We start from the raw sequence: 20,758 nt of genomic DNA, 5'->3' as shown, positions 1-20,758 counted from the left end.
CGTTTACACAACGTTGCGCAGTGCGACAGAGCGTTGGTACCTCATTGATCCGGCATTTCTAGACTGAGCATCAGTGAAAGACATCTACCAACGCACTGTTCAGAGAAAGTCTCAGATGACCACCTCCACCCTCACCTCCGCCTCTGCCCTGACTAACCGCGCGCCTTTCGTTGTCCCGGCTTTGGCCGATCTGGGCTGGAGAACCAATGAAGCCAACGTCGTCAGCGAGCGAATCGCGGGCAGCCTGCGCTTGCTGCAGCAAGCGGTGACCATCCAGCGTCGTCTGGTGCACGCGGGTGACAAAATCTATGAAGCCGGGCAGCCATTCAAGTACCTGTACGTGCTCAATTCCGGCATTTTCAAAACCATCAACGCCTCGCAAGACGGCCGCGAACAGGTGGTGGGACTGCACTTCAAGGGCGACTGGCTGGGCTTCGATGGCATTGCCCGAGGCCGCTATGGCTGCGACGCCGTCGCGATGGACACGGCAGAAGTCTGGTGCCTGAGCTACGAGTCGCTGTGCCAGGCCGCAGCAACGCAACCAGCATTGCTCGCCTTGCTTCACGAGTCCATGAGCCGTGAGATCACGCGTGACCGTGATTCGCTGCTGTCACTGTGCACCCTGTCGGCCGACGCACGCGTGGCTGATTTTCTGCGGTATTGGGCCGAGTCACTGGCCCAACGTGGCCTGCGCACCGACCAGATCACCCTGCGCATGACCCGCGCCGAGATCGGTAACTACCTGGGCATGACGCTGGAAACCGTGAGCCGCGCCTTGACGCGATTGGCCAGCAAGAACCTGATCGGCTTCACTGCCAAAGGCCGACGCGACATCCTCATTCCGGATGTGAATCAGCTGGCGGCTTTCATTGAAAGCAGCCTGCCTGCTGCCCGCAACACCACGCTTCAATGAGGTAATGCCGAGGTGACTTTGGCGATCGCGTTGGCCAGTTCATCACGGCCGTAGGGCTTTTGAAGCAGCTCCCAGTGCTCGGGCGCATCGCGATTGGCGTCCAGCAATTCGGATGAGAACCCCGACATCAGGATGATGGCCAAGGCGGGCCACCGGGCCTGCGCAATCTTGGCCAGTTCCATGCCGCGCATGCCAGGCCCCAGGGCAATGTCGGTCAGCAAGAGTTGAACCTCGTCATTCACATGGAAGGCACTCACTGCCTCTTCAGCGCTGGCAAAAGGGGTGACCTGGCAACCCAGGGTTTCAAGAAAGCGCTGAACAATCGCCCTGACCTCAGGATCGTCTTCAACCAGCATCACCCGAAGGCCCATGGGCACGATGTGGGTGAAAGCGGCCTGCGCCAGCTCGGGCTCATTTTCCGGCGGCGGCACCGGGATGTACAAGGTGAGCTTGGTGCCCACCCCGATGGTGCTATCCAGGGCCACGGCGCCACGGGATTGCCTGGCAAAGCCATAGACCGTGCTCAAGCCCAGGCCCGTTCCTCGGCCCGCTTCCTTGGTCGTGAAGAAGGGCTCGAAGGCCCGCTTCTTGACCTCTTCAGACATGCCGGTGCCCGTGTCCGCCAACGAAATCTGAACAAACGGTTGTGGGGCCGACTGCCCTTCCCCGCCCACCAATTCAGCTTGAAGATCCCCCGGCAAAACGCCGCAGGCCTTGCAGGCAATGGTGAGCGTGCCGCCATCGGGCATCGCGTCGCGCGCATTGATGGCAAGGTTGAGCAGCGCCGCCTCGAGTTGGCCCGGATCGGCCAGGCATGGCGGGCAGGCCTCGTCCACGTCCAGCTTGATCTGAATCCGCTGATCGAGGGTGCGGCGCAACATGTCGGCCAGCGAGTGCAGCTGCGCAACGACATCAACGCGGCCAGGTTGCAGCACTTGCCGGCGCGAGAAAGCCAGGAGCTTGCTGGTCAACTCGGCGCTTCGCTTGCCCGCGCGCAAGGCGGATCCCAGCAACTGCTGTGCATGCGGATCGGCGGTGATGGAGGGCAACTCTTGCAAAACCTGAAGATTGCCCTGGATGACGGTCAGCAAGTTATTGAAATCGTGCGCAATGCCGCCGGTGAGCTGCCCCACGCTTTCCAGCCGCTGGGAGTGTCGCAGGGCCTCTTCGGTTTGTGAGCGTTGCAAGGTGCTGGCCAACAGATTGCCGACCGATTCCAGGAAGCGGGTCTCGTCTTCGTCAAAACGGGCCACCTGCTTGGACCTGACCACCAGCACGCCCACGGTTCTGCCCCGGTCAGACAGGGGCACCGCCAAGCCACTGACGAGCCCGGCCGCCAGGTAGGCGGGCAAGACAACGAAACGCGTTTCGGTGCGGCCATCTTGCACCAGCAGCGGCGCATGGTTGGCCAGCACATAGCCCGGCATGCGGTCAGGCGTGCTCGGGATCCGTGCATGCAGCGGTTCATCGGCCACCAACCCCACACCACTGGCCAAGGTGAACTCCAGGCGACTGGGATCCAGCAAGTACACCGCGCTGTACTCCACCTGCAAGGCATCGGTGGCCACCAAGGGCACCTCTTGCATGAGCTCTTGCGGGTCACGCATGTCCACCGCCAGCCTGCCCAAACGGGCAACATAATCGCTGTAACGAGCGCGTTGCAAGGCCTGCTTGACCCGGGGATAGGCGCCAATGCCCCGGATGGCCGTGACCACATAAGGAAAACCCAGATCTTTGAGCGGGCTGAGCGCGATCTCGACCATCACCTGCGAGCCGTCTCGGCGCTTGGCCACCAAATCCATGTTGGTGCCCATGGGGCGGGCATGGGGATTGCGGCCGTAGGCATTGCGGTACTGCGCGTGCCGAGGGCGGATGGCATCGGGCACCAGGGCCTCGACCGCCAATCCCACCAATTCGTCCAGTTCATAGCCCAGCAACTCGGCGGCGGCAGGATTGGCCATCACGATCATGCCGCTGCCATCCACCAGCAACAGTGCGTCCGGATACGCTTTGAAGATGGACTGGAATATCTCGTGGTTCATGGTGCTGCCTGCACAAGTGGCACGAAGACGTACCCCGCTCCGCGCACCGATTTGATGATCTTGGGATCTTGAGAGTCTTCTTCCAGCTTTTTGCGAAGGCGGCCAATCTGGACATCGATGGTTCGGTCGAAGGGGCCGGCCTCACGCCCGCGCGTGTGCTCCAACAGAAAATCACGGGACAGCACCCTGCCCGGATGCTGCAAGAACACAGCGAGCAAATCAAACTCTCCGCTGGTCAGGGGCACCTCGTCGCCTTGGGTGGTCAGCAAGCGGCGAGCGGCCAGGTCAAAGGTCCAGTTCAGGAAACGCCAAACGTCTTGAGTCTGCTGCGTGGCCCTCGCGCCGGGCCCGTCGGCAGGCGGCATGATTCTGCGCAAAACCGCCTTGGTGCGGGCGAGCAACTCGCGCAGGTCAAAGGGCTTGGTCACGTAGTCATCCGCACCCAATTCAAGGCCAACCACCCTGTCTACTGGATCGCCTCGGCCAGTCACGATCAGCAGGCCGCAACGCCATTTTTCGCGAAGCTGGCGGGCGATGCTCAAGCCGTCTTCGCCGGGCAGCCCCAGGTCGAGCAGCACCACTTGAGGCGCATCCAGCGCCATCATCGCCATCAAGGCCGCACCGGAATGAAGCGCACTCACCCTGAACCCATGACCTGAGAGGTAGTTGCTGAGCAACAAGGTGATCTCGGGCTCGTCATCGACAACGGCAATGTGAATTGGGCTTGACACGTTGATTTCTTGATCTCGCGCAAAGGAATTCAAGGGCAATAGACTATTTTCGAGAGTCTGATGGCAGCTTGGACGGAAATGATTATGAACCCATTGCGCCACGTGCTCGTGCATGTCGATGGCTCTGAAAGGGCACTTGATCGTTTGAGATTTGCCCAACTTGTGGCGGCATCATTGCCAGCCCGGATCACGGCACTTTATGCCGTCACGCCTTGGTTACAGCTTTACCCTGGGCATCAAGATGCCGACCACGCGGCCGTGGCCACCCTGTCCCGGTTGGACACCGAGAAGCGGGCCAGGGCCCATGCTGCATTCCAATCGGCGATCCAAGGTTTGTCTGACGTGAACTGGGATGAAGTGCGAACGCCATCACCGTATGACTTTGCACAGCATGCGCTTTGCGCTGATTTGCTGGTGCTGGGTCAACCTGCACACGCCTCCGTGGGCTACCACGAAGTGCCTGGAGACTTCGTGCACACCATCCTCGAGCACAGCGGCAAACCCGCGCTGGTCGTTCCGGCGCTGGGCGCCCTGCCCGATCAGCCGTTCAAGACCGCGCTGATCGCGTGGAACGGGAGCCGGGAGTGCGCTCGGGCCTTGAGCGCCGCATGGCCATTCCTGGCCCAGGCTCAAGCCGTTCATGTGGCCATGCTGGGCGACCCCGTCAATGACGACGCTGCCAGTCGGGCTCATCTGACACGCTATCTGGGTCTGCACGACATCGAACCGATCTGGCACGTGCGACGCCTTGCCTCGCCTTCCAATGCGGGCACGGCCTTGCTGTCCCTGGCGCAAGATATCCAGGCCAACTTGCTGGTGATGGGCTGCTATGGCCACAGCAGGGCCAGGGAGATGGTGCTGGGCGGAGCAACCCGGACCGTGTTGAATGACATGTCTTTGCCAGTGTTGATGGCGCACTGAATGCGAGGCCCACATGACCCACTCGTCCGACCGGCCCTTGTCTCACGCACAAGCCGCCTTCTATGCGCCCATGCCCTTTGATGTCCTGGACAGTTGCCATCAAGAGATCCTGTCGATGCTGGACGATCTGCACACCCTGATCGAGCATGTGAGCGCCCAAGGGGTCGATGCCACGGCGAGGACGCTGTCGCGGAGCATTCATCTATTCTTCACCACCACCGGCCTGCAGCACCACCTGGACGAAGAACAGCACGTTTTTCCGACCCTGGTGCAAAGCGGTGATCTGGACATGGTCCGCACGATTGAGCACCTTCGGCAAGACCATGTCGAGATTGAAGCCCAATGGCTGCGCCTGGTGCCCCATTTGGACATGATCGCGCGTGGTTACAGCCACCCTTACCTCGGTGAGATCCGGGAACTGGCCCTGCGGTTCACTGCGCTGTGCCGGCAGCACATCGAGGAAGAAGAGCGTGCGGTCTATCCCCACGCCAAAGCCAAGCTGAGTTCGCAAGACATTGATGCCATGCGCCGCGAAATGGCCGAGCGCCGCGATGCCCTCTTGAATCCGAATGGAGAACAGCCTCCCTGAAACCCAAAGATGCCCGTTGAACCGAATGTTCTAAAGAAGAACGATCCTGTTCCGATATGGAAAGATCAGAAGTGATCTGACCGGCGGATCCAATTGCAGTGGCCGGGTTTCCAAACTCAATCCTAGAGCGGCCACATGCGCAACAATCAACCCGTCACTCAACGAGCCTTTGAATTTCCCGACGATGCCACCCTGATGTCCACCACGGACACTCAAAGCCATATCACCTACGCCAACGATGCTTTTGTCTCCGTGAGTGGCTACAGCCGCGAGGAAATCCAGGGGCAACCGCACAACCTGGTGCGCCATCCGGACATGCCCACCGAGGCCTTTGCCGACATGTGGGCCACCCTCAAGGCGGGCCAACCCTGGACGGCCCTGGTCAAAAACCGCCGAAAAAATGGCGACCACTACTGGGTTCGCGCCAATGCCACGCCGATGGTGCGCCAAGGCAAGCAGACCGGCTACATGTCGGTTCGCACGAAGGCCTCCAATGAAGAGATTGCCGCGGCAGAAAGCCTGTACCGCGATTTCCGCGAAGGCAAGGCCGGCAACCGCCGCTTCCACAAGGGTTTGATCATCCGCACGGGCGCGGCTGCCTGGATGTCAATGTTGCAGACCATGCCTGTGCGCTGGCGCATCCGATCGACCCTGCTGTTGCTGGTGCCCGCATTGGTTGGCGCGGCATGGGCCTTGGGTCTGGCGAACGGCATGGCGCTTCTTGGCTTTTCGGGGGCCGTTGCAGTGCTGTCTTTGCTGGCCAACTGGTCGCTTGAAAGCCAGATTGCCAGGCCGCTGGAGCAAATGCGCGATCAAGCCCTGCGGGTGGCCTCGGGCGACAAGCACAAGGCCTTGCACATGGACCGCGTCGATGAAATCGGCATGACCATGCGAACCATCGGCCAGCTTGGCCTGATGTTCCGCTGGGTCATCGACGATGTTAGTGGGCAGGTCTTGAATGTGCAGACGGCCACCAATGAAATCGCGCAGGGCAACAATGACCTGAGCTCTCGCACGGAACAGGCCGCAGCCAGCGTCGAGGAAACCGCCTCGTCCATGGAGCAGATGACCGTGACCGTGAAGAACAATGCGGACACCGCCAGCCAGGCCAACCAACTCTCGGGCTCGGCCAGTGAAGCGGCCGCCAAGGGTGGACGCGCCGTGTCAGACGTGGTGGCCACGATGAATGACATCACGCACAGTTCCAAAAAGATCGCCGACATCATTGGCGTGATTGACAGCATCGCCTTCCAGACCAACATCCTGGCATTGAATGCCGCAGTTGAAGCCGCTCGCGCCGGCGAGCAAGGCCGTGGTTTCGCGGTGGTGGCCAGTGAAGTGAGAAGTCTGGCGCACCGCAGTGCGGGCGCTGCCAAAGAAATCAAAGCCCTCATCAATGAGAGCGTGAACAAGGTGGAGGCCGGCTCCCGGCAGGTCAATGACGCCGGGCAAACCATGGGCGACATCGTCACGCAGGTTCAGCGGGTGTCGGACTTGATCGCAGAGATCAGCTCGGCCACGCACGAGCAAAATGCGGGCATTGCCCAGGTCGGCCAAGCCATTAGCCACCTTGACCAGATCACCCAGCAAAACGCAGCCCTGGTTGAGCAAGGCACGGCGGCATCTGAAAGCGTCAAACAGCAAATGGCCAGCTTGGCCGATGCAGTGGGTGTGTTTCGCTGAAGATCAACGGGTCACCATGCAGCTCGTCAAACAATTGACCCGTTTTTTCTCGCCTCGTTCGGCCTGCTCGGCGGAAATCCGGCAGGCGCAGGACCTGATCAAGGCGGTGGACAACGGCGGCCTGCCGCTCAACCCGGCCAAGGTCAACCACATTGCGCGCCAGTTGGGGCTGGAGGTGTCCAGCAAGGCAGCAATGGCCCACACGATTGAGCGCATCCGCGAGGCGCTGGCGCGCCTTTAGCGTTACCCAGCCTATCAGACCGAGGGCACCAGCGTGCTCACGATGGTCATGAGGCGGGAAAAATCCACCGGCTTGGAGATGTACTCGTTGCAACCTGCCGCCAGGGCGCGTTCGCGGTCACCGGGCATGGCATGGGCCGTCACGGCCACCACAGGGATGCCACAGGTGGCGTCGGTGCCTTTGATTTCACGCGTGGCCGTCAGGCCGTCCATGCCTGGCAGATGGCAGTCCATCAGCACCAGAGACGGGTGATTTTCGCGGATCATGCCCAACGCTTCTTCGGCCGTTGTGGCCTCGAGAACCGCATATCCCTGCTGCTCCAACACCAATCGCAACAACTCACGATTCAAGGCGTTGTCGTCCACGACCAAAACCGTCTGTCCCATGAGAACCCCGATACAACTGCTGACATGTATGTTCAGCCCGCAGAGGCTGCGCTCCTGAGCCCCCACTTAAAAATTCCTGAAAGCGCAGGCTTTGGCAGATCGTAAAACCTGACGCTGCACAGGGTTCACCACCAAGCTGAGCAAATTGCACGCAATGAGGCTTTAATCAAGGCCGAGTCACGCAATCCAGAGTCGAAGGAACTTTCATGAGTCAAATCAAAATCGCCGTGGTGGTGGGCAGCTTGCGCAAAGCGTCTTTCAACCACCAGTTGGCCGTCGCGCTGGCCAAGCTGGCACCGTCTGACTTTGCGTTTGAGCACATCCAAATCGACGATCTGCCTTTGTACAACCAGGATGACGATGCCAACCCGGCGGAATCCGTCAAGCGGTTGAAGGCGGCCGTCAAATCCGCCCAGGGCCTGCTGTTCGTGACCCCGGAATACAACCGCTCCTTCCCTGGTGTGCTGAAAAACGCCATTGACCACGCTTCGCGGCCCTACGGGCAAAGCGTGTGGGGTGGCAAGCCGGCGGGGGTGATTGGGGTCTCGATCGGTGCCATTGGCACGGCCCTGGCCCAGCAGCACCTGCGCAACGTCCTGGCTTACCTGGATGTGCCCACGCTGGGCCAACCCGAAGCTTTTGTGCAAGCCAAGGACGGCCTGTTTGGCCCCGATGGCAGCATCGCCAACGAGGACAGCCGCAAATTCCTGCAGGCCTGGGTCGACCGCTACGTGGCCTGGGTCAGGAAGCTGGCTGTTTGAGCAGCTTCAGGCTGGCACGGGCGGCCAATGCCGCTTGACGCACGCCACAGCCTTCGATGTGGTCATTGACCATGCCCATGGCCTGCATGAAAGCGTACAAGGTGGTGGGGCCCACGAACGTCCAGCCGCGTTTCTTCAGGTCCTTGGACAGGGCCACGGCCTCTGGCGCGATGGGCAGGGCCTTGAGCGCCTCCAAGGTCGCGCGCTTGGGGCGGGCGTTGGCGGCCGGCTCAAAGCGCCAGATGTAGGCCGACAGCGAGCCGAACTCTTCGCGCAACTCAATCGCCCGCCGTGCATTGTTGATGGTCGAGACGATCTTGCCCCGGTGCCGCACAATGGCCGCGTCCATGACCAGCCGCTCAATGTCACTGTCGCCAAACCGGGCCACCTGGTCTACATCGAAATTGGCGAATGCCTGCCGAAACCCCTCCCGCTTGTTGAGGATGGTGAGCCAGCTCAGCCCGGCCTGAAAGCCCTCGAGGCAAAGCTTTTCGAACAGCTGGCGGTCATCGGTTTCCGGAAAGCCCCACTCGTGGTCGTGGTAGCGCTGATAAGCCGGCGTGGCCTGGCACCACTTGCAGCGCATGAAGCCGGGTGTGTCTGAGAAAAGGCCCGCGGGTGTACTCATCGTTAACTGGTCGTCCAAAAGTGCTTTTATCGTGTGTTTACATGTAACCAACCTGGGTAGGCTGGCCACATGAAAACGCCCCCACCGCATCCACTGGATTTATACCGTGGGATGACACCCCCCTCTTTGGCCGATTCCATGTCATGGCGCTTGCAAAGGGCTGGCGAAGGTGGCCCCGTGGTTAATTTTGCGGAAACCATGCCGGCTGAACTGCCGCTTGAGCAACCGGACATGCCATTCCGCGAGCCTGTGAATGGCTTGTCGGTACGGGAGATCACCGACGACGATTTGTTTGTACACCTCTTCGGCAAACCGGACGCCGAGTAAAGACCAACGCGAATTGATGCAATTTGCGGCACATTCGCACGTGAATTCATCCCTGTATCCCGAACATCAAGGGGGAAAATCCGGCTTCAAACCATGGCGAATTGATTGATGATGGCGTGCCCAGGCACCTCCTGCGCCATCGTGACCATGTTTTATGTTTGAAGGTTTGAAACAGCAAACGCCTGGATCTGCTTCGGTGTCCATCCACCCTACCGCGCGCGACTTCATCCCCACGACCGGCTTTGGGGCAATCGACCTCGCCCCGGTTGACTACGGCCCGGTCTCCGGGGATTCCGCCGAGCAAATTGACCAGCTGCTGACAAACGGCTTTCCGACACTGCGTTTTCCCACCAAGCTTGAAAGGCGTTTTCAGCACGATACGGCCGCAGACCGCCTGAGAGTCATCATCATCACGGCCGCGTTGGTCACCATTTTGTTCAACGGCTACCTGCTGACTGACCTGTTGATGATCCCCGATGTGTTTGCCGAGGCCGTGGCGCTGCGCACGGGTTTGTTCACACCGGTGAGCCTGATCGGCCTGTACGTGCTGATCAAAACGCCCCACCCCTTTTTCAGGGAAACCCTGGTACTGCTGGCCGCCATGCTGGCCACCTGCATCGTGTTGTATTTGTCCAGCATCAGCAAGGACCCCTTGGCCGGCCCCTACCTGGTCGGGCTGGCCGTGGTGGTGATGTTCAGCCACTCGGTGGCGCAAATGCGCTTTTGGATGGCACTGATCCTGGACATCTTCATCGCCATGGGCACGGTGGTGGCCTTGCACTTCATACCGCCAGCGCCGATCGAGGTCATGATCCCCTCGGCGCTGGTACTGATCTCGACCATGACCTTCACCCTGTTCGGCTGCTACAGCCTGGAGCGCGACGAGCGTCAGAACTGGCTGCTGCGGATCCGCGAAACCAATCTGCTGGCCGCCCTGAAGACCGCCAATGAACGGCTGGACAAGATCTCCCGGTCTGACCTGCTCACCCAGGTGGCCAACCGCCGGCATTTCGACGAGTTCCTGACGCAAGTCTGGGAGCGTGCCGAAGTGGACGGCAGCGAGGTGTCTTTGATCATGATCGACGTGGACCACTTCAAGGCCTACAACGACCACTATGGCCATCCCGCTGGCGACGAATGCCTGCGCCAGGTGGCCGGCACGCTCAAACGCCGGCTGCGGCGCCCCGGTGACCTGGTGGCACGCTTTGGCGGCGAAGAGTTCATTGCTGTCCTGACGGGCACGACCTTGCCCATTGCCTTGCAGGCCGCCGACCGCATCAAGGTCGCCATCGAACGCCTGCGCGTGCCTCACGTGGGCTCGCCAACCAGCTCGTTCGTGACGGTCAGCGTGGGGGTGGCGTCCATGCGCCCCATTGACCGTGGGGCCAGCCAGAAAACCCTGTTGATCCAGGTCGACGAAGCCCTGTACCGCGCCAAGAACAGCGGACGCAATCGTGTCTGGCCAGACCCTGATTCTGGACGCACCTCATGAGCACGGCCTCCGCCTCCATCGAACTCGACCGCTTGCGCATGAACCAGGTGCAAGACTTGCTGAACCTTGGTTTCAGGTGGATGAAGTTTCCTGCGGCGCTGGAGAATGAGTTCCTCAGCCAGGACCCTCAGCAGCGTTTGCGGCATTTCATCATCAGCGGCTTGATTTCGCTGGTGGTGTACGACGGTTTTCTGGTGGCGGACTACCTGCTGATCCCCGACGTGTTCAGCATCGCCGTCCAATTGCGGCTGTTGATTTTCACGCCCGTGGCCCTGCTGGCCTTGCTGGTGCTCTGGCTGAAGGGCGACAAGCCTTTGACCCAACATCCGGTCTTGCTTGATTCGGCCGTGGTGATCAGTGGCTTGTTCGCCGCGGCGACCCTGGCTTATGCCCTGTCCATCACCCGCAGCCCTTTGAGCGATTTCTACCACGCCGGTTTTGCGGTGGTGGTGATGTACGGCAACCTTGTCCAGCGGCTGCGCTTCTGGTCGGCGCTTGGTTTTTCGCTGGCCGTGTTGGCCATCCAGGTTGTGGGCATATGGGTGCTGCCCAACTTCAACCCACGCCTGGTGTGGCCCATCTGTTCACTGACCGCGGCCACGGTGGCTTTCTCGCTGTGCGCCAACTATGTGATGGAGCGCGACAAGCGCCGCCGCTACCTGCTCAGCGAACGCGAGCGTGAGTTGGTCAAGGCTCTCAGCGAGGTGAACCTGAAGTTGCAGCAATTGTCCCGGGTTGATGTGCTGACCGGCCTGTTCAATCGCCGCCATTTCCAGGAGTACCTTCAAGACCTTTGGCAGCGCGCCAAACATGGCGGCACCGAAGTGGCCATCATCATGATGGATGTGGATTATTTCAAGCCTTACAACGACCACTACGGCCACCCAGCGGGCGACGAATGCCTGCGCCAGGTGGCCAGCGTGATGCAGAACAGCTTGCGCAAACCCGGCGACATGGTGGCCCGCTATGGCGGCGAGGAGTTCATCGCCGTGCTGCCCGACACTTCTTTGGCACTGGCGTTGCAGGCGGCCGAGAGGCTTCGCAATGCCGTAGAAAGCATGGCGATGGCGCATGGGGCATCGCCCACCTTGCCCGTGGTCACCGTCAGCCTGGGGGTCGCCTGCTGCAACGCGGCCATGCCAGGCGCCACGCCGGACAGCCTGATCTCCAGGGCTGACCGCGCTCTGTATGACGCCAAACACCAAGGCCGCAACAGGGTTTGCTCAATCTGAATGATTCGCCTACACTGTTCGCCATGAACTTGTCGATGACCACCTTCGCCCTGCTATCGCTAGCCAATTTGGCTGGCGTGGGTGCGAGCGCGTGCGTTGAGTCTGGTTGACCTTTCAGCCACACCAACTTCCGACACCCCTCCAGCCAGCTTTCGAGCTGGCTTTTTCATTTCTGGAGCATTTTGATCATGTTGAAAGACCCCTCTCAAAAGTACCGCCCGGCCCCCACGGTTGATTTGCCGGACCGCACCTGGCCCCAACAGCGTCTGACCCAGGCGCCCGTGTGGATGAGCACCGACCTGCGTGATGGCAACCAGGCGCTGTTCGAACCCATGGATGGCGCCACCAAGCTGCGCCTGTTCAAGACGCTGGTCAAGCTTGGATTCAAGGAAATCGAGGTGGCATTTCCCGCAGCTTCGCAGACTGATTTTGACCTGGTGCGCACGCTCATTGATGATGGGCACATCCCCGATGATGTCACCATCGAGGTCATTACCCAGGCCCGTGAAGACCTGATCCGCCGCACCTTTGAAGCATTGCGCGGCGCACCGCGTGCCATCGTCCACCTCTACAACGCCACCGCACCGGCCTGGCGCCAATGGGTGTTCAACATGAGCCAAACCGAGGTTCGGCAATTGGCGGTCAACAGCGCGCGCCTGATCAAGCAGCTGGCTGACGAGCACCCGCAAACGCGTTGGACGCTTCAGTACAGCCCGGAAACCTTCAGCACGACCGAGCTGGATTTCGCGCTGGAGGTTTGCAATGCCGTGACCGAGGTCTGGCAGCCTACGCCCGAGAACCCCGCCATCATCAACTTGCCCGCCACGGTCGAGGCCGCCACCCCCAATGTCTATGCCGATCAGATCGAGTGGATGCACCGGCACCTGGCCCGGCGCGATGCCATCGTGTTGAGCGTGCACCCACACAACGACCGGGGCACCGCCGTGGCCGCGGCCGAACTGGCCTTGATGGCGGGCGCGCAACGCGTTGAAGGCTGCCTGTTTGGCAATGGCGAGCGCACCGGCAATGTCGATCTGGTGACCTTGGCGCTCAACTTGTACAGCCAGGGTGTCAGCCCAGGGCTTGATTTCTCGAACCTGCACGCCTTGGCCCGCGAGGTGGAGCAATGCATTTCGCTGCCAGTGCACCCACGCCATCCCTATGCGGGCGATCTGGTGTTCACGGCGTTCTCGGGGTCGCACCAGGATGCCATCCGCAAAGGCATGACGGCCCAGGCTGGGCAAACCTTGTGGGCTGTTCCTTACTTGCCGATCGATCCGGCCGATGTGGGCGGGAATTACGAAGCGGTCGTGCGCGTCAACAGCCAGTCGGGCAAAGGCGGCATCACGTATTTGCTGGAGTCGGCCTATGGGCTGGTCTTGCCGCGCCGCGCGCAGATCGAATTCAGCGGCATCGTGCAGCGTGTGGCGGACGACTCGGGGCGCGAGCTGACCTCTGGCGTGCTGTGGGATTTGTTCCGCGCTGAGTACCTGGAACGCACGGCACCGCTGGAGTTGGTGAGCCACCAGTTGGAAGAGCAAGGCACGGTGACGCATGTGAGCCTGGCCGTGAAAATCCATGGGCAAACACGGCACTTGGCGGGGCAAGGCAATGGCCCGCTGGACGCGGCCTGGCATGCCTTGCAGGCTTTGGACCTGGCGCCCGGCATGCAATTGCACGGCTACGAGGAGCATGCCACCGGACAAGGCTCGGATGCGTCGGCCTTGGCCTGGGTTGAACTGGGCGGAGCCGGCGTGGCAGGCGGTGTGCATGGCGCGGGCTGGCATCCCAACCTGGTCACCGCGTCCTTGCAAGCCCTGGTGCAGGCGGTCAACCGGCTGAACAAGGCATGAGACGTAAGATCGGCGGATGACTGAAACGACACCTGTGAAAGAAGCCCGCCTGTGGTCCGACAACGGCTGGACGGCCCGCGTCATCAAGAACAACGATGACGATGGCTGGGCCGTGGAGATGCTGAAGGACGGCCAACCCGAGCCCGCCCTTGTCGGCCCCTGGACCATGGGCCGGGACAAGAAGAACCCCAAGCCGCTGGACGTGTCGGCCTTCAACACCTTGGTCAAGACGGCCTCGGAGGTGATTCGCCGGCATGAGCAACAGCTGCACGCCACCTTGCACAAGGAGGTGGTGGTGACCGTGGCCACGCAACCATGGCGAGTGACGCTGGACATCGTGGCCGACGAGTACGAACCGCATGCGCTGCTGACCGCGCACGATGCAGAGGGTGGCGAGGCGGTCCAGGTGCGTGTGTCGGCCAGCTTCAAGTTGAACATGGCCTCGGCCACGGCCTGGATCGAGGACGATTTCAGAAAACCCCGCTGACTTCATTTTTCTCAACACGGCCCGGCCGGGCTGCGGTACGATACTGTACAAATAAACAGTATCGTGCCTTCCATGCTGCTTGCCCATCGGTCCCCCGTTTTGCCCGACCACATCGCCCAGACGGTGTGGCGCGGCAATGCATTGGGCGGGCGGGCCACCCCTGTCTTGTCCACCGGCCACCCGGCCCTCGACGCTGAATTGCCCGGAGGCGGCTGGCCCTGCCAGGCCCTGACCGAGGTGCTGCAGGCGCCCGGGGTGCACGCCGAATGGCGCCTGTTGTCACCCGCACTGGCGCAGCTTGTGGGGCAAGGCGGCACCGTGCTGCTGGTCAACCCACCGCACAGCCCCCACTTGCCGGCCCTGCGCCGCGAAGGTCTGCGCGAAGACCACCTGGTGTGGATCCAGACCCGCACACCCACCGAATCCCTGTGGGCCACCGAGCAGGCCCTGAAATCACGCAGCGTCAGCGCCGTGCTGGCCTGGTTGCCCCAGGCCCGGTCCGATCAACTGCGGCGATTGCAGGCTTGCGCCATGCACCATCCCGCGCTGGCTTTCATCTTCCGGCACCAAGCCTCGCGCACTGAAGCCTCTGCCGCGCCCCTCAGGCTAGAAGTGAGCGTGAGCGGGCATCCGCCCAAACTGCCCCCGCCGCTTCGGGTCAACATCCTGAAACGGCGCGGCCCCTTGCTGGACCGCCTCATTGAGCTGCCCCATTGGCCTGCCGGCTTGGAACCCTTGATCCAGCGGGCCGTGCCACTTCAGGGCTGCGGCCTGTGGTGATGCGCCATGCTGCTCTGGATCGCTTTGTTGCCCGCAGAGGCCTCCTCATCGCCTGACCAGGAAGCCCTTGATGCCTTGTCGCTGGCCTGGTGGGCTTCGCAATTCACACCGCGGGTGGCCTTGCTGGACGAAGGTGTGGTCATGGAAGTGCATGCCAGCCGGCGTCTTTTTGGGGGCTCGCAAAACCTGATGCGTTTGGTCGTGCAAGGCGCTGCGCATTTGGGATGGGGACGTTGGGCTTGCGGGCCCACCGCCTTGGCCACGCTGGCGCGGGCACGGCACGGGCGTCCCATCAGAGGCAAAAGCAACCGCCTTGACGAGCTGCCTTTGTCCACCATCAGCGCCGTGCAAGCCCACGAGGCCACCTTGTCCAGGCTGGGCTGCAAAACCCTGGGCGATGTCCGACGCCTGCCCCGGCATGGCATGAGCCGCCGCTTTGGCGCCGCTTTGCTCTTGGCCCTGGACCAGGCACACGGCACCAAGCCCGAGGCCTTTGAATGGGTGCAGGTGCCGGAACGCTTTGATTTGCGGCTTGAATTGCCAGGCCGGGTGGACAACGCCGCCTCGCTGGTGTTCGCGGCCCGGCGTCTTTTGCAGCCCTTGTGCGCCTGGCTGGCAGGCCGCCACAGTGGCGTCAGGGTGCTGACCTTGCGCTGGCAGCTTGATTTCCACCGCCGGGATGTCGCGCCACAAGGTGAGCTGGTCATGCGCCTGTCCGAAGCCTCACGTGATCTGGGCCGCCTGCACCGCCTGTTGGCAGAGCACCTGAGCCGCACCACGCTGGGGGGGCCAGTGGGTGACCTGAGCCTTCATGTGGACGAGATCGAACCCTTGTCCATCGACAGCGATTGCCTTTTCCAGGAGCACAGCACCTTGGGCCTGGGTGCAGGGCCGGATGCCCTCGCCTCGCCCGCCGCACAGCGCCAACAGCGCGAGGCCTTGTCCACCTTGCTGGACCGGCTCTCGGCCCGACTGGGCAAAGAGCATGTTCAGCAAGCCGTGGTGCAGGCAGACCACCGGATCGAGCGCACCCAGCGCTGGATTCCGGCCGTGGACGCGTTCACATCGACCAACAAGGCCCACACTGGCAGTACCTCGGCCCAAAAACCCATTGCCGATCACCCTCAACCCGGCTGGCTGCTGCCCGAGCCCCAAGCCCTGACGCTGAATCCCCTGCAATTGCTGGCTGGGCCCCACCGCGTGGAAGCCGGTTGGTGGGATGGGCAAAACGTGGCCCGCGACTACTACCTGGCGCACAACGACCAAGCCGGGCTGTTGTGGGTTTTCCGCGAGCGGCATGTGCAGGAAAACCAGTCCAGCCCTCTGTTCCTGCACGGCATCTTTTCATGACGACGGGCCGGCCTAGCCGCGCAGCCCTGCCTCCTTACGCCGAGCTGCATTGCGTGTCCAACTTTTCTTTCCTGCGTGGTGCGGCGCACCCGGGCGAGCTGGTGGACCGCGCCTTGGCCCTGGGCTACACGGCCTTGGCCCTGACCGATGAGTGCTCAGTCGCCGGCGTGGTGCGTGCTCATCTGGCTTTGCGCACGGCGCGTGAACAAGCCGAAGAGCAAGGCGAGCCATCGCCCGATTTCAAGTTGATCATCGGCAGCGAATTCACCGTGCAAGCCGAGCCCGACTTCAAGCTCGTGGTCCTGGCTTGCAACATCGGTGGCTATGGCCGGCTTTGCGAGTTCATCACCCGGCTTAGGCGTGCCACACCAGGCAAGGGCCCCGATCCGCTCAGGCTGCAAGACATCCCACCCTCAAGCCTGGATGATTGCCTGGTGCTGATGGTGCCCCACCGCCGCACGCCATGGCCTCAACTGCAAGAACAGGCTCATTGGCTGCAGGCCCACTTCCAGGGCCGATGTTGGCTCGCGGCCGAGTTGCTCAATACCCTGGACGACGCTTGGTGGCTGCAGCGCTTGCGCCAGCTCAGCCAACACAGCGGCGTGCCCCTGGTGGCCAGTGGCGATGTCCACATGCATGTGCGCTCACGCAAGCCCCTGCAAGACGTGCTGACCGCCACGCGCCTGGGCAAGCCCTTGCCAGACTGCGGCCTGGGGTTGCAAGTCCACGCTGAACAGCACTTGCGCAGCCGCTTGAGGCTGGCCCGGCGCTATCCGGCCGACCTGCTGACCGCCACGCAAGACGTGGTGGCGCAATGCCACTTCAGCCTGGACGAGCTGAGCTACGACTACCCCGAAGAGATCGTGCCGCCGGGCGAAACTGCCGCATCGCACTTGCGCCAGTTGACGTTGCAAGGATGCCTCGACCGCTTCCCCAAGGGCACCCCCGCTGACGTGAAAGACCAGATCGAGAAAGAGCTGGCCCTGATCAGTGAACTCGGTTTTGAAAAATACTTCCTCACCGTCCACGACATCGTTCGGTTTGCCCGGTCCCAAAACATCCTGTGCCAGGGACGCGGCAGCGCGGCCAACTCCACCGTGTGCTATTGCCTGGGCATCACTGAAATCGATCCCGCGCGCACCACGCTGCTGTTCGAGCGTTTCATCTCGCGCGAGCGCAACGAGCCACCCGACATCGACGTCGATTTCGAGCACCAGCGCCGTGAAGAAGTCATCCAGTACCTCTACGGCAAATACGGCCGCGACCGCACCGCCCTCACCGCCACGGTGATCACCTACCGCACCCGCAGCGCCTTGCGCGACGTGGGCAAGGCCTTGGGGATCCGCGCCGAGTTGATCGAACGCGTGGCCGAGAACCACCAGTGGTGGGATGGCCGGGGCATCGACCCCCAGCGTTTGCTGGAGCTGGGCATGGACCCCACCGAGCGCCGCGTTCAGCAATGGCAGGAGCTGACCTGCATCCTGGTGGGCTTTCCCCGCCACCTCAGCCAACACACGGGCGGCTTCGTGATCGCCCGCAAAGCGCTGAGCCAACTGGTGCCCATCGAGAACGCCACCATGCCCGACCGCTCGGTGATCCAGTGGGACAAGGATGACCTGGACGCCTTGAAAATGCTCAAAGTGGATGTGCTGGCCCTGGGCATGTTGTCGGCTTTGCGGCGCGCGCTGGATTTCATCAGCCTGCGGCGGGGCCACACCTTTGCCTTGCAAGACATCCCGCCCAAGGACACGGCCACTTTCGACATGATTTGCCAGGCGGACACCATCGGCGTGTTCCAGATCGAAAGCCGCGCCCAGATGAACATGCTGCCGCAACTGCAGCCGCGCACGTTCTATGACCTGGTGGTGGAAGTGGCGCTGGTCAGGCCCGGCCCCATCCAGGGCGGCATGGTCCAGCCCTACCTGGAGCGCCGCAAGGAGCGGCCCAAAAAATACGAATGCCCCCCACAGCTGGAAGAAGCACTGGGCCGCACCTTGGGCATCCCCATTTTCCAGGAACAGGTGATGCAGGTCGTGATGATCGCGGCGGGGTTCACGCCCGGCAAAGCCGATGAGCTGCGCCGATCCATGGCTTCCTGGAAACGCCATGGCAGCGTCGACAAGTTCCACCAACCCATCATGGACGGCATGGCACGCAATGGCTATTCCCTCCAGTTCGCCGAAAGCATCTACCAGCAGATCCAAGGCTTTGGCGCCTACGGTTTCCCGGAATCGCACTCGGCCAGCTTTGCCCTGCTGGTCTATGTCAGCGCCTGGATCAAGTGCCACGAGCCCGCCATCTTCCTGGCCGCCTTGCTCAACGCACAGCCCCTGGGCTTTTACTCGCCCAGCCAACTGGTGCAAGACGCCATGCGCCATGGCGTGACGGTGCTTCAGCCCGATGTCGTGCACAGCGAGCTGGAATGCACGCTGGTCGGTCTAACTGATCAAAGTCGGCAGCCTTCGGTGCGATTGGGCTTGTCCATGATCAGCGGGCTGTCATCCGATGCCGCCAAGCGCATCACCCAAGAAGCGCGGCGCGCAGGCCCCTTCAAGAGCGTCGAGGAGTTGTCGCGCCGAGCGCAGCTTGACCAGGCCGACATGCGCCACCTGGCCGCGGCCGATGCCTTGATCAGCCTGGCCGGCCACCGCCGCCAGCAGGTCTGGGAGGCCGCGGCCTTGCACCGTGCGCCGGCCTTGCTGCGCGAGGCACCTGTCCACGAAGACCTGCTCACCCTGCCCTGCGCACCCGAAGGCGAAGAAATAGTTTTTGACTACGCCTCACTGGGCCTGACCTTGCGCCGGCACCCCCTGGCCTTGCTGCGCAGCAGGCTTGATCAACAGCGCCTGATGTCGGCGCAAACCTTGCGCGAACTCAGCCACGGCAAGCTGGCCCGCGCTTGCGGCATCGTCACGGTCAGGCAGCAACCACCCACCGCGGGCGGTGTGGTCTTCGTGACGCTGGAAGATGAAACCGGCACCGTCAACGTCGTCATCTGGAAGCACCTGCGCGATCGCCAACGCCAGGAGCTGCTGCACTCACGGCTGCTGGCCGTCTACGGCATCTGGCAGCGCGAAGGCCATGTCAGCCATCTGATCGCCCACCACTTGCGTGACTTGACGCCCTTGCTGGGCCGGCTCGTCACTGAAAGCCGTAACTTTCATTGAATCAAGAAGGCCCCAGCTTTTCATAGACATCCGCAAAGGCCTGGCCATTCCACACGTAGAGCAAATGCGCGGCGTGCAGGCACTGGCTGGCCCCTTTGGGCTTGAACAGCCCCACGCACTCCCCACCAAGGTGGCGCACGCTGCGGTAAATCACCCCGGCCGATCCTTGTTGGCGCAGTTGTTTGCCCAAGGCTTGCGAGGCGGCATAGTTGTCCTTGGCATGCACGCCCGCACCGTCAGGGTCCAATGGGCGCAGGTCGTGCAATTGGGCGCTGATCTTCACGGCATACAGGCGCATCGGCAATTGCAGGGCCGGCTGCCGGGTGGCGGCCAGAAACCTGGCATGGTGGTATTGGGTCTCGGCCACGGCGGTGTCCTTGTCGTGCGCCGCGTAGAACACGCCATAGCTGCCGTCTGAAAACCGGCTGCCTTCCGGATTGAGGTGGGTGAAGGCCGCCATGACCGGGCCAGACCCTGGGCCAACCATGCGGTCTTGTGGTGCCACCAAATCCACCTGGCCGACTTCATCGCGCACGCGTTCGTTGGTCAATGATTCGAGAGCGTACAAGGCGTCGAAATCTTCCAACTCGGCCACCCGGTCGAACAAATAAACCGACGGATAACGCGTGGGCACGATGCGGTAGGCGGGCTGCCAGCGCACACGCCGGATGTCAGGAACCAGCTGGGTCATGCCCAGCCGCCACTGCGCACCGAGTCCAGGTAACGGCGAACCAGGTTCAAATCGCTGACGTTGCCCGCCAGCATGCGGTCCAGGGCCGAGCGGCCACCGAATAATTCAGCGGTGTTGGGCTGGCGCACCCAGGCATCTGCCGCCTGCGGATCAGGCAGCAGGATCTGCAAGGACTTGTAGATGCCCAAAAGGTTGGACAGGCGCTCCAGCGTGTCGCGGGGCACGCGGGCGGTGTCGGGCGATTTGCGCCAGGCAAAGAAGGTGGACCGGGCAGGCTCGCCCAACAGGCGCAGCTGCTCGTCGGTGTTCAAGCCCCAGGCTTCGGCGATGCGGACAAAGGCGCGCAAACCCGCAGCGCCCATTTGCTGGGCTGACGGAGTTGGTGGCACATTGGCCGACCGGGAAAGATGCAATGCAGCACTCATGGTTCAATTCTAGACATTTCTAAAATAAAAGTCCAGATTCGAACCAAGGTGCTTGCGTC

The 20,758-nt window shown here is 62.1% G+C and carries 20 protein-coding genes; 14 read left to right on the top strand and 6 right to left on the bottom strand.

The features are described 5' to 3' along the window. Positions 1 to 115: 115 nt before the first annotated feature. Complete coding sequence (locus tag LQ232_RS14045) at positions 116 to 913, top strand: Crp/Fnr family transcriptional regulator (RefSeq protein ID WP_230180974.1); 798 nt, start codon at positions 116 to 118, stop codon at positions 911 to 913. Here the strand turns inward: LQ232_RS14045 and LQ232_RS14040 are convergent. Together LQ232_RS14040 and LQ232_RS14035 are read right to left on the bottom strand one after the other, a co-directional pair. Then, positions 907 to 2,955: a PAS domain S-box protein gene (locus LQ232_RS14040; protein ID WP_230180973.1), complete on the bottom strand. Its 2,049-nt coding sequence runs from the start codon at positions 2,953 to 2,955 to the stop codon at positions 907 to 909. The genes LQ232_RS14045 and LQ232_RS14040 overlap by 7 nt on opposite strands. Next, the gene (locus tag LQ232_RS14035; protein WP_230180972.1) at positions 2,952 to 3,686 is read right to left on the bottom strand and encodes a winged helix-turn-helix domain-containing protein; all 735 of its coding nucleotides are present in this window, start codon (positions 3,684 to 3,686) and stop codon (positions 2,952 to 2,954) included. The genes LQ232_RS14040 and LQ232_RS14035 overlap by 4 nt, the downstream gene beginning before the upstream one ends. Before the next feature lie 84 nt (positions 3,687 to 3,770). On the opposite strand from LQ232_RS14035, the gene LQ232_RS14030 reads away from it, so the two are divergent. The 4 genes from LQ232_RS14030 (at position 3,771) to LQ232_RS14015 (ending at position 7,120) form a co-directional block, all read left to right on the top strand. After that, on the top strand, positions 3,771 to 4,607 hold the full coding sequence (locus LQ232_RS14030) for a universal stress protein (protein ID WP_230180971.1): 837 nt from the start codon (positions 3,771 to 3,773) through the stop codon (positions 4,605 to 4,607). A 13-nt stretch (positions 4,608 to 4,620) separates the two neighbouring features. Next, on the top strand, positions 4,621 to 5,196 hold the full coding sequence (locus LQ232_RS14025; protein WP_230180970.1) for a hemerythrin domain-containing protein: 576 nt from the start codon (positions 4,621 to 4,623) through the stop codon (positions 5,194 to 5,196). Between the two features lie 135 nt (positions 5,197 to 5,331). Continuing rightward, complete coding sequence (locus LQ232_RS14020; protein ID WP_230180969.1) at positions 5,332 to 6,879, top strand: methyl-accepting chemotaxis protein; 1,548 nt, start codon at positions 5,332 to 5,334, stop codon at positions 6,877 to 6,879. Between the two features lie 16 nt (positions 6,880 to 6,895). After that, on the top strand, positions 6,896 to 7,120 hold the full coding sequence (locus tag LQ232_RS14015) for a hypothetical protein (protein WP_230180968.1): 225 nt from the start codon (positions 6,896 to 6,898) through the stop codon (positions 7,118 to 7,120). A 14-nt stretch (positions 7,121 to 7,134) separates the two neighbouring features. Here LQ232_RS14015 and LQ232_RS14010 read toward each other — a convergent pair whose 3' ends face one another. Continuing rightward, entirely contained in the window at positions 7,135 to 7,506 is a 372-nt protein-coding gene (locus LQ232_RS14010) for a response regulator (protein ID WP_230180967.1), read from the bottom strand. A 206-nt stretch (positions 7,507 to 7,712) separates the two neighbouring features. Between LQ232_RS14010 and LQ232_RS14005 the strand changes: the two genes are divergently transcribed. Beyond that, positions 7,713 to 8,267 (top strand): NADPH-dependent FMN reductase, encoded by a 555-nt coding sequence (locus LQ232_RS14005; protein WP_230180966.1) that lies wholly within the window; start codon positions 7,713 to 7,715, stop codon positions 8,265 to 8,267. Here the strand turns inward: LQ232_RS14005 and LQ232_RS14000 are convergent. After that, complete coding sequence (locus LQ232_RS14000) at positions 8,248 to 8,895, bottom strand: DNA-3-methyladenine glycosylase I (RefSeq protein ID WP_230180965.1); 648 nt, start codon at positions 8,893 to 8,895, stop codon at positions 8,248 to 8,250. The genes LQ232_RS14005 and LQ232_RS14000 overlap by 20 nt on opposite strands. A gap of 69 nt (positions 8,896 to 8,964) precedes the next feature. On the opposite strand from LQ232_RS14000, the gene LQ232_RS13995 reads away from it, so the two are divergent. From LQ232_RS13995 to LQ232_RS13960, 8 genes are all read left to right on the top strand, one after another. Then, entirely contained in the window at positions 8,965 to 9,222 is a 258-nt protein-coding gene (locus tag LQ232_RS13995; protein ID WP_230180964.1) for a hypothetical protein, read from the top strand. Between the two features lie 196 nt (positions 9,223 to 9,418). Beyond that, positions 9,419 to 10,714 carry a diguanylate cyclase gene (locus tag LQ232_RS13990; RefSeq protein ID WP_230180963.1) on the top strand — a complete coding sequence of 432 codons (1,296 nt, stop codon included), beginning with the start codon at positions 9,419 to 9,421 and terminating at the stop codon, positions 10,712 to 10,714. Continuing rightward, complete coding sequence (locus LQ232_RS13985) at positions 10,711 to 11,946, top strand: GGDEF domain-containing protein (RefSeq protein ID WP_230180962.1); 1,236 nt, start codon at positions 10,711 to 10,713, stop codon at positions 11,944 to 11,946. The genes LQ232_RS13990 and LQ232_RS13985 overlap by 4 nt, the downstream gene beginning before the upstream one ends. A 188-nt stretch (positions 11,947 to 12,134) precedes the next feature. Further along, positions 12,135 to 13,799 (top strand): 2-isopropylmalate synthase, encoded by a 1,665-nt coding sequence (gene leuA / locus LQ232_RS13980; RefSeq protein WP_230180961.1) that lies wholly within the window; start codon positions 12,135 to 12,137, stop codon positions 13,797 to 13,799. A 16-nt stretch (positions 13,800 to 13,815) separates the two neighbouring features. Next, on the top strand, positions 13,816 to 14,286 hold the full coding sequence (locus LQ232_RS13975; protein WP_230180960.1) for a hypothetical protein: 471 nt from the start codon (positions 13,816 to 13,818) through the stop codon (positions 14,284 to 14,286). A gap of 72 nt (positions 14,287 to 14,358) precedes the next feature. Continuing rightward, positions 14,359 to 15,066 carry a translesion DNA synthesis-associated protein ImuA gene (gene imuA, locus LQ232_RS13970; protein WP_230180959.1) on the top strand — a complete coding sequence of 236 codons (708 nt, stop codon included), beginning with the start codon at positions 14,359 to 14,361 and terminating at the stop codon, positions 15,064 to 15,066. Positions 15,067 to 15,072: 6 nt separating this feature from the next. Then, entirely contained in the window at positions 15,073 to 16,416 is a 1,344-nt protein-coding gene (locus LQ232_RS13965; protein ID WP_230180958.1) for a DNA polymerase Y family protein, read from the top strand. After that, positions 16,413 to 19,583 (top strand): error-prone DNA polymerase, encoded by a 3,171-nt coding sequence (locus LQ232_RS13960; RefSeq protein WP_230180957.1) that lies wholly within the window; start codon positions 16,413 to 16,415, stop codon positions 19,581 to 19,583. The genes LQ232_RS13965 and LQ232_RS13960 overlap by 4 nt, the downstream gene beginning before the upstream one ends. A gap of 1 nt (position 19,584) precedes the next feature. Here the strand turns inward: LQ232_RS13960 and LQ232_RS13955 are convergent, their stop codons facing one another. Beyond that, positions 19,585 to 20,274, bottom strand: coding sequence for an RES family NAD+ phosphorylase (locus LQ232_RS13955; protein ID WP_230180956.1), 690 nt, complete (start codon positions 20,272 to 20,274; stop codon positions 19,585 to 19,587). Beyond that, positions 20,271 to 20,699: an MbcA/ParS/Xre antitoxin family protein gene (locus LQ232_RS13950; RefSeq protein ID WP_230180955.1), complete on the bottom strand. Its 429-nt coding sequence runs from the start codon at positions 20,697 to 20,699 to the stop codon at positions 20,271 to 20,273. Before LQ232_RS13950 ends, LQ232_RS13955 begins: the two co-directional genes overlap by 4 nt. Positions 20,700 to 20,758: the final 59 nt, after the last annotated feature.

Origin of the sequence: Aquabacterium sp. CECT 9606, from assembly GCF_918741295.1 — a bacterium.
GTDB lineage: Bacteria > Pseudomonadota > Gammaproteobacteria > Burkholderiales > Burkholderiaceae_C > Aquabacterium.
This window is presented reverse-complemented; position numbering and strand designations above follow the sequence as displayed.

Excerpts from the sequence above, each read along its gene's own strand:
- LQ232_RS14045 (WP_230180974.1), top strand. The coding sequence starts at position 116 with ATGACCACCTCCACCCTCACCTCCGCCTCTGCCCTGACTAACCGCGCG.
- LQ232_RS14040 (WP_230180973.1), bottom strand. The coding sequence starts at position 2,955 with ATGAACCACGAGATATTCCAGTCCATCTTCAAAGCGTATCCGGACGCA.
- LQ232_RS14030 (WP_230180971.1), top strand. The coding sequence starts at position 3,771 with ATGAACCCATTGCGCCACGTGCTCGTGCATGTCGATGGCTCTGAAAGG.
- LQ232_RS14025 (WP_230180970.1), top strand. The coding sequence starts at position 4,621 with ATGACCCACTCGTCCGACCGGCCCTTGTCTCACGCACAAGCCGCCTTC.
- LQ232_RS14020 (WP_230180969.1), top strand. The coding sequence starts at position 5,332 with ATGCGCAACAATCAACCCGTCACTCAACGAGCCTTTGAATTTCCCGAC.
- LQ232_RS14015 (WP_230180968.1), top strand. The coding sequence starts at position 6,896 with ATGCAGCTCGTCAAACAATTGACCCGTTTTTTCTCGCCTCGTTCGGCC.
- LQ232_RS14010 (WP_230180967.1), bottom strand. The coding sequence starts at position 7,506 with ATGGGACAGACGGTTTTGGTCGTGGACGACAACGCCTTGAATCGTGAG.
- LQ232_RS14005 (WP_230180966.1), top strand. The coding sequence starts at position 7,713 with ATGAGTCAAATCAAAATCGCCGTGGTGGTGGGCAGCTTGCGCAAAGCG.
- LQ232_RS14000 (WP_230180965.1), bottom strand. The coding sequence starts at position 8,895 with ATGAGTACACCCGCGGGCCTTTTCTCAGACACACCCGGCTTCATGCGC.
- LQ232_RS13995 (WP_230180964.1), top strand. The coding sequence starts at position 8,965 with ATGAAAACGCCCCCACCGCATCCACTGGATTTATACCGTGGGATGACA.
- LQ232_RS13985 (WP_230180962.1), top strand. The coding sequence starts at position 10,711 with ATGAGCACGGCCTCCGCCTCCATCGAACTCGACCGCTTGCGCATGAAC.
- leuA (WP_230180961.1), top strand. The coding sequence starts at position 12,135 with ATGTTGAAAGACCCCTCTCAAAAGTACCGCCCGGCCCCCACGGTTGAT.
- LQ232_RS13975 (WP_230180960.1), top strand. The coding sequence starts at position 13,816 with ATGACTGAAACGACACCTGTGAAAGAAGCCCGCCTGTGGTCCGACAAC.
- imuA (WP_230180959.1), top strand. The coding sequence starts at position 14,359 with ATGCTGCTTGCCCATCGGTCCCCCGTTTTGCCCGACCACATCGCCCAG.
- LQ232_RS13965 (WP_230180958.1), top strand. The coding sequence starts at position 15,073 with ATGCTGCTCTGGATCGCTTTGTTGCCCGCAGAGGCCTCCTCATCGCCT.
- LQ232_RS13960 (WP_230180957.1), top strand. The coding sequence starts at position 16,413 with ATGACGACGGGCCGGCCTAGCCGCGCAGCCCTGCCTCCTTACGCCGAG.
- LQ232_RS13955 (WP_230180956.1), bottom strand. The coding sequence starts at position 20,274 with ATGACCCAGCTGGTTCCTGACATCCGGCGTGTGCGCTGGCAGCCCGCC.
- LQ232_RS13950 (WP_230180955.1), bottom strand. The coding sequence starts at position 20,699 with ATGAGTGCTGCATTGCATCTTTCCCGGTCGGCCAATGTGCCACCAACT.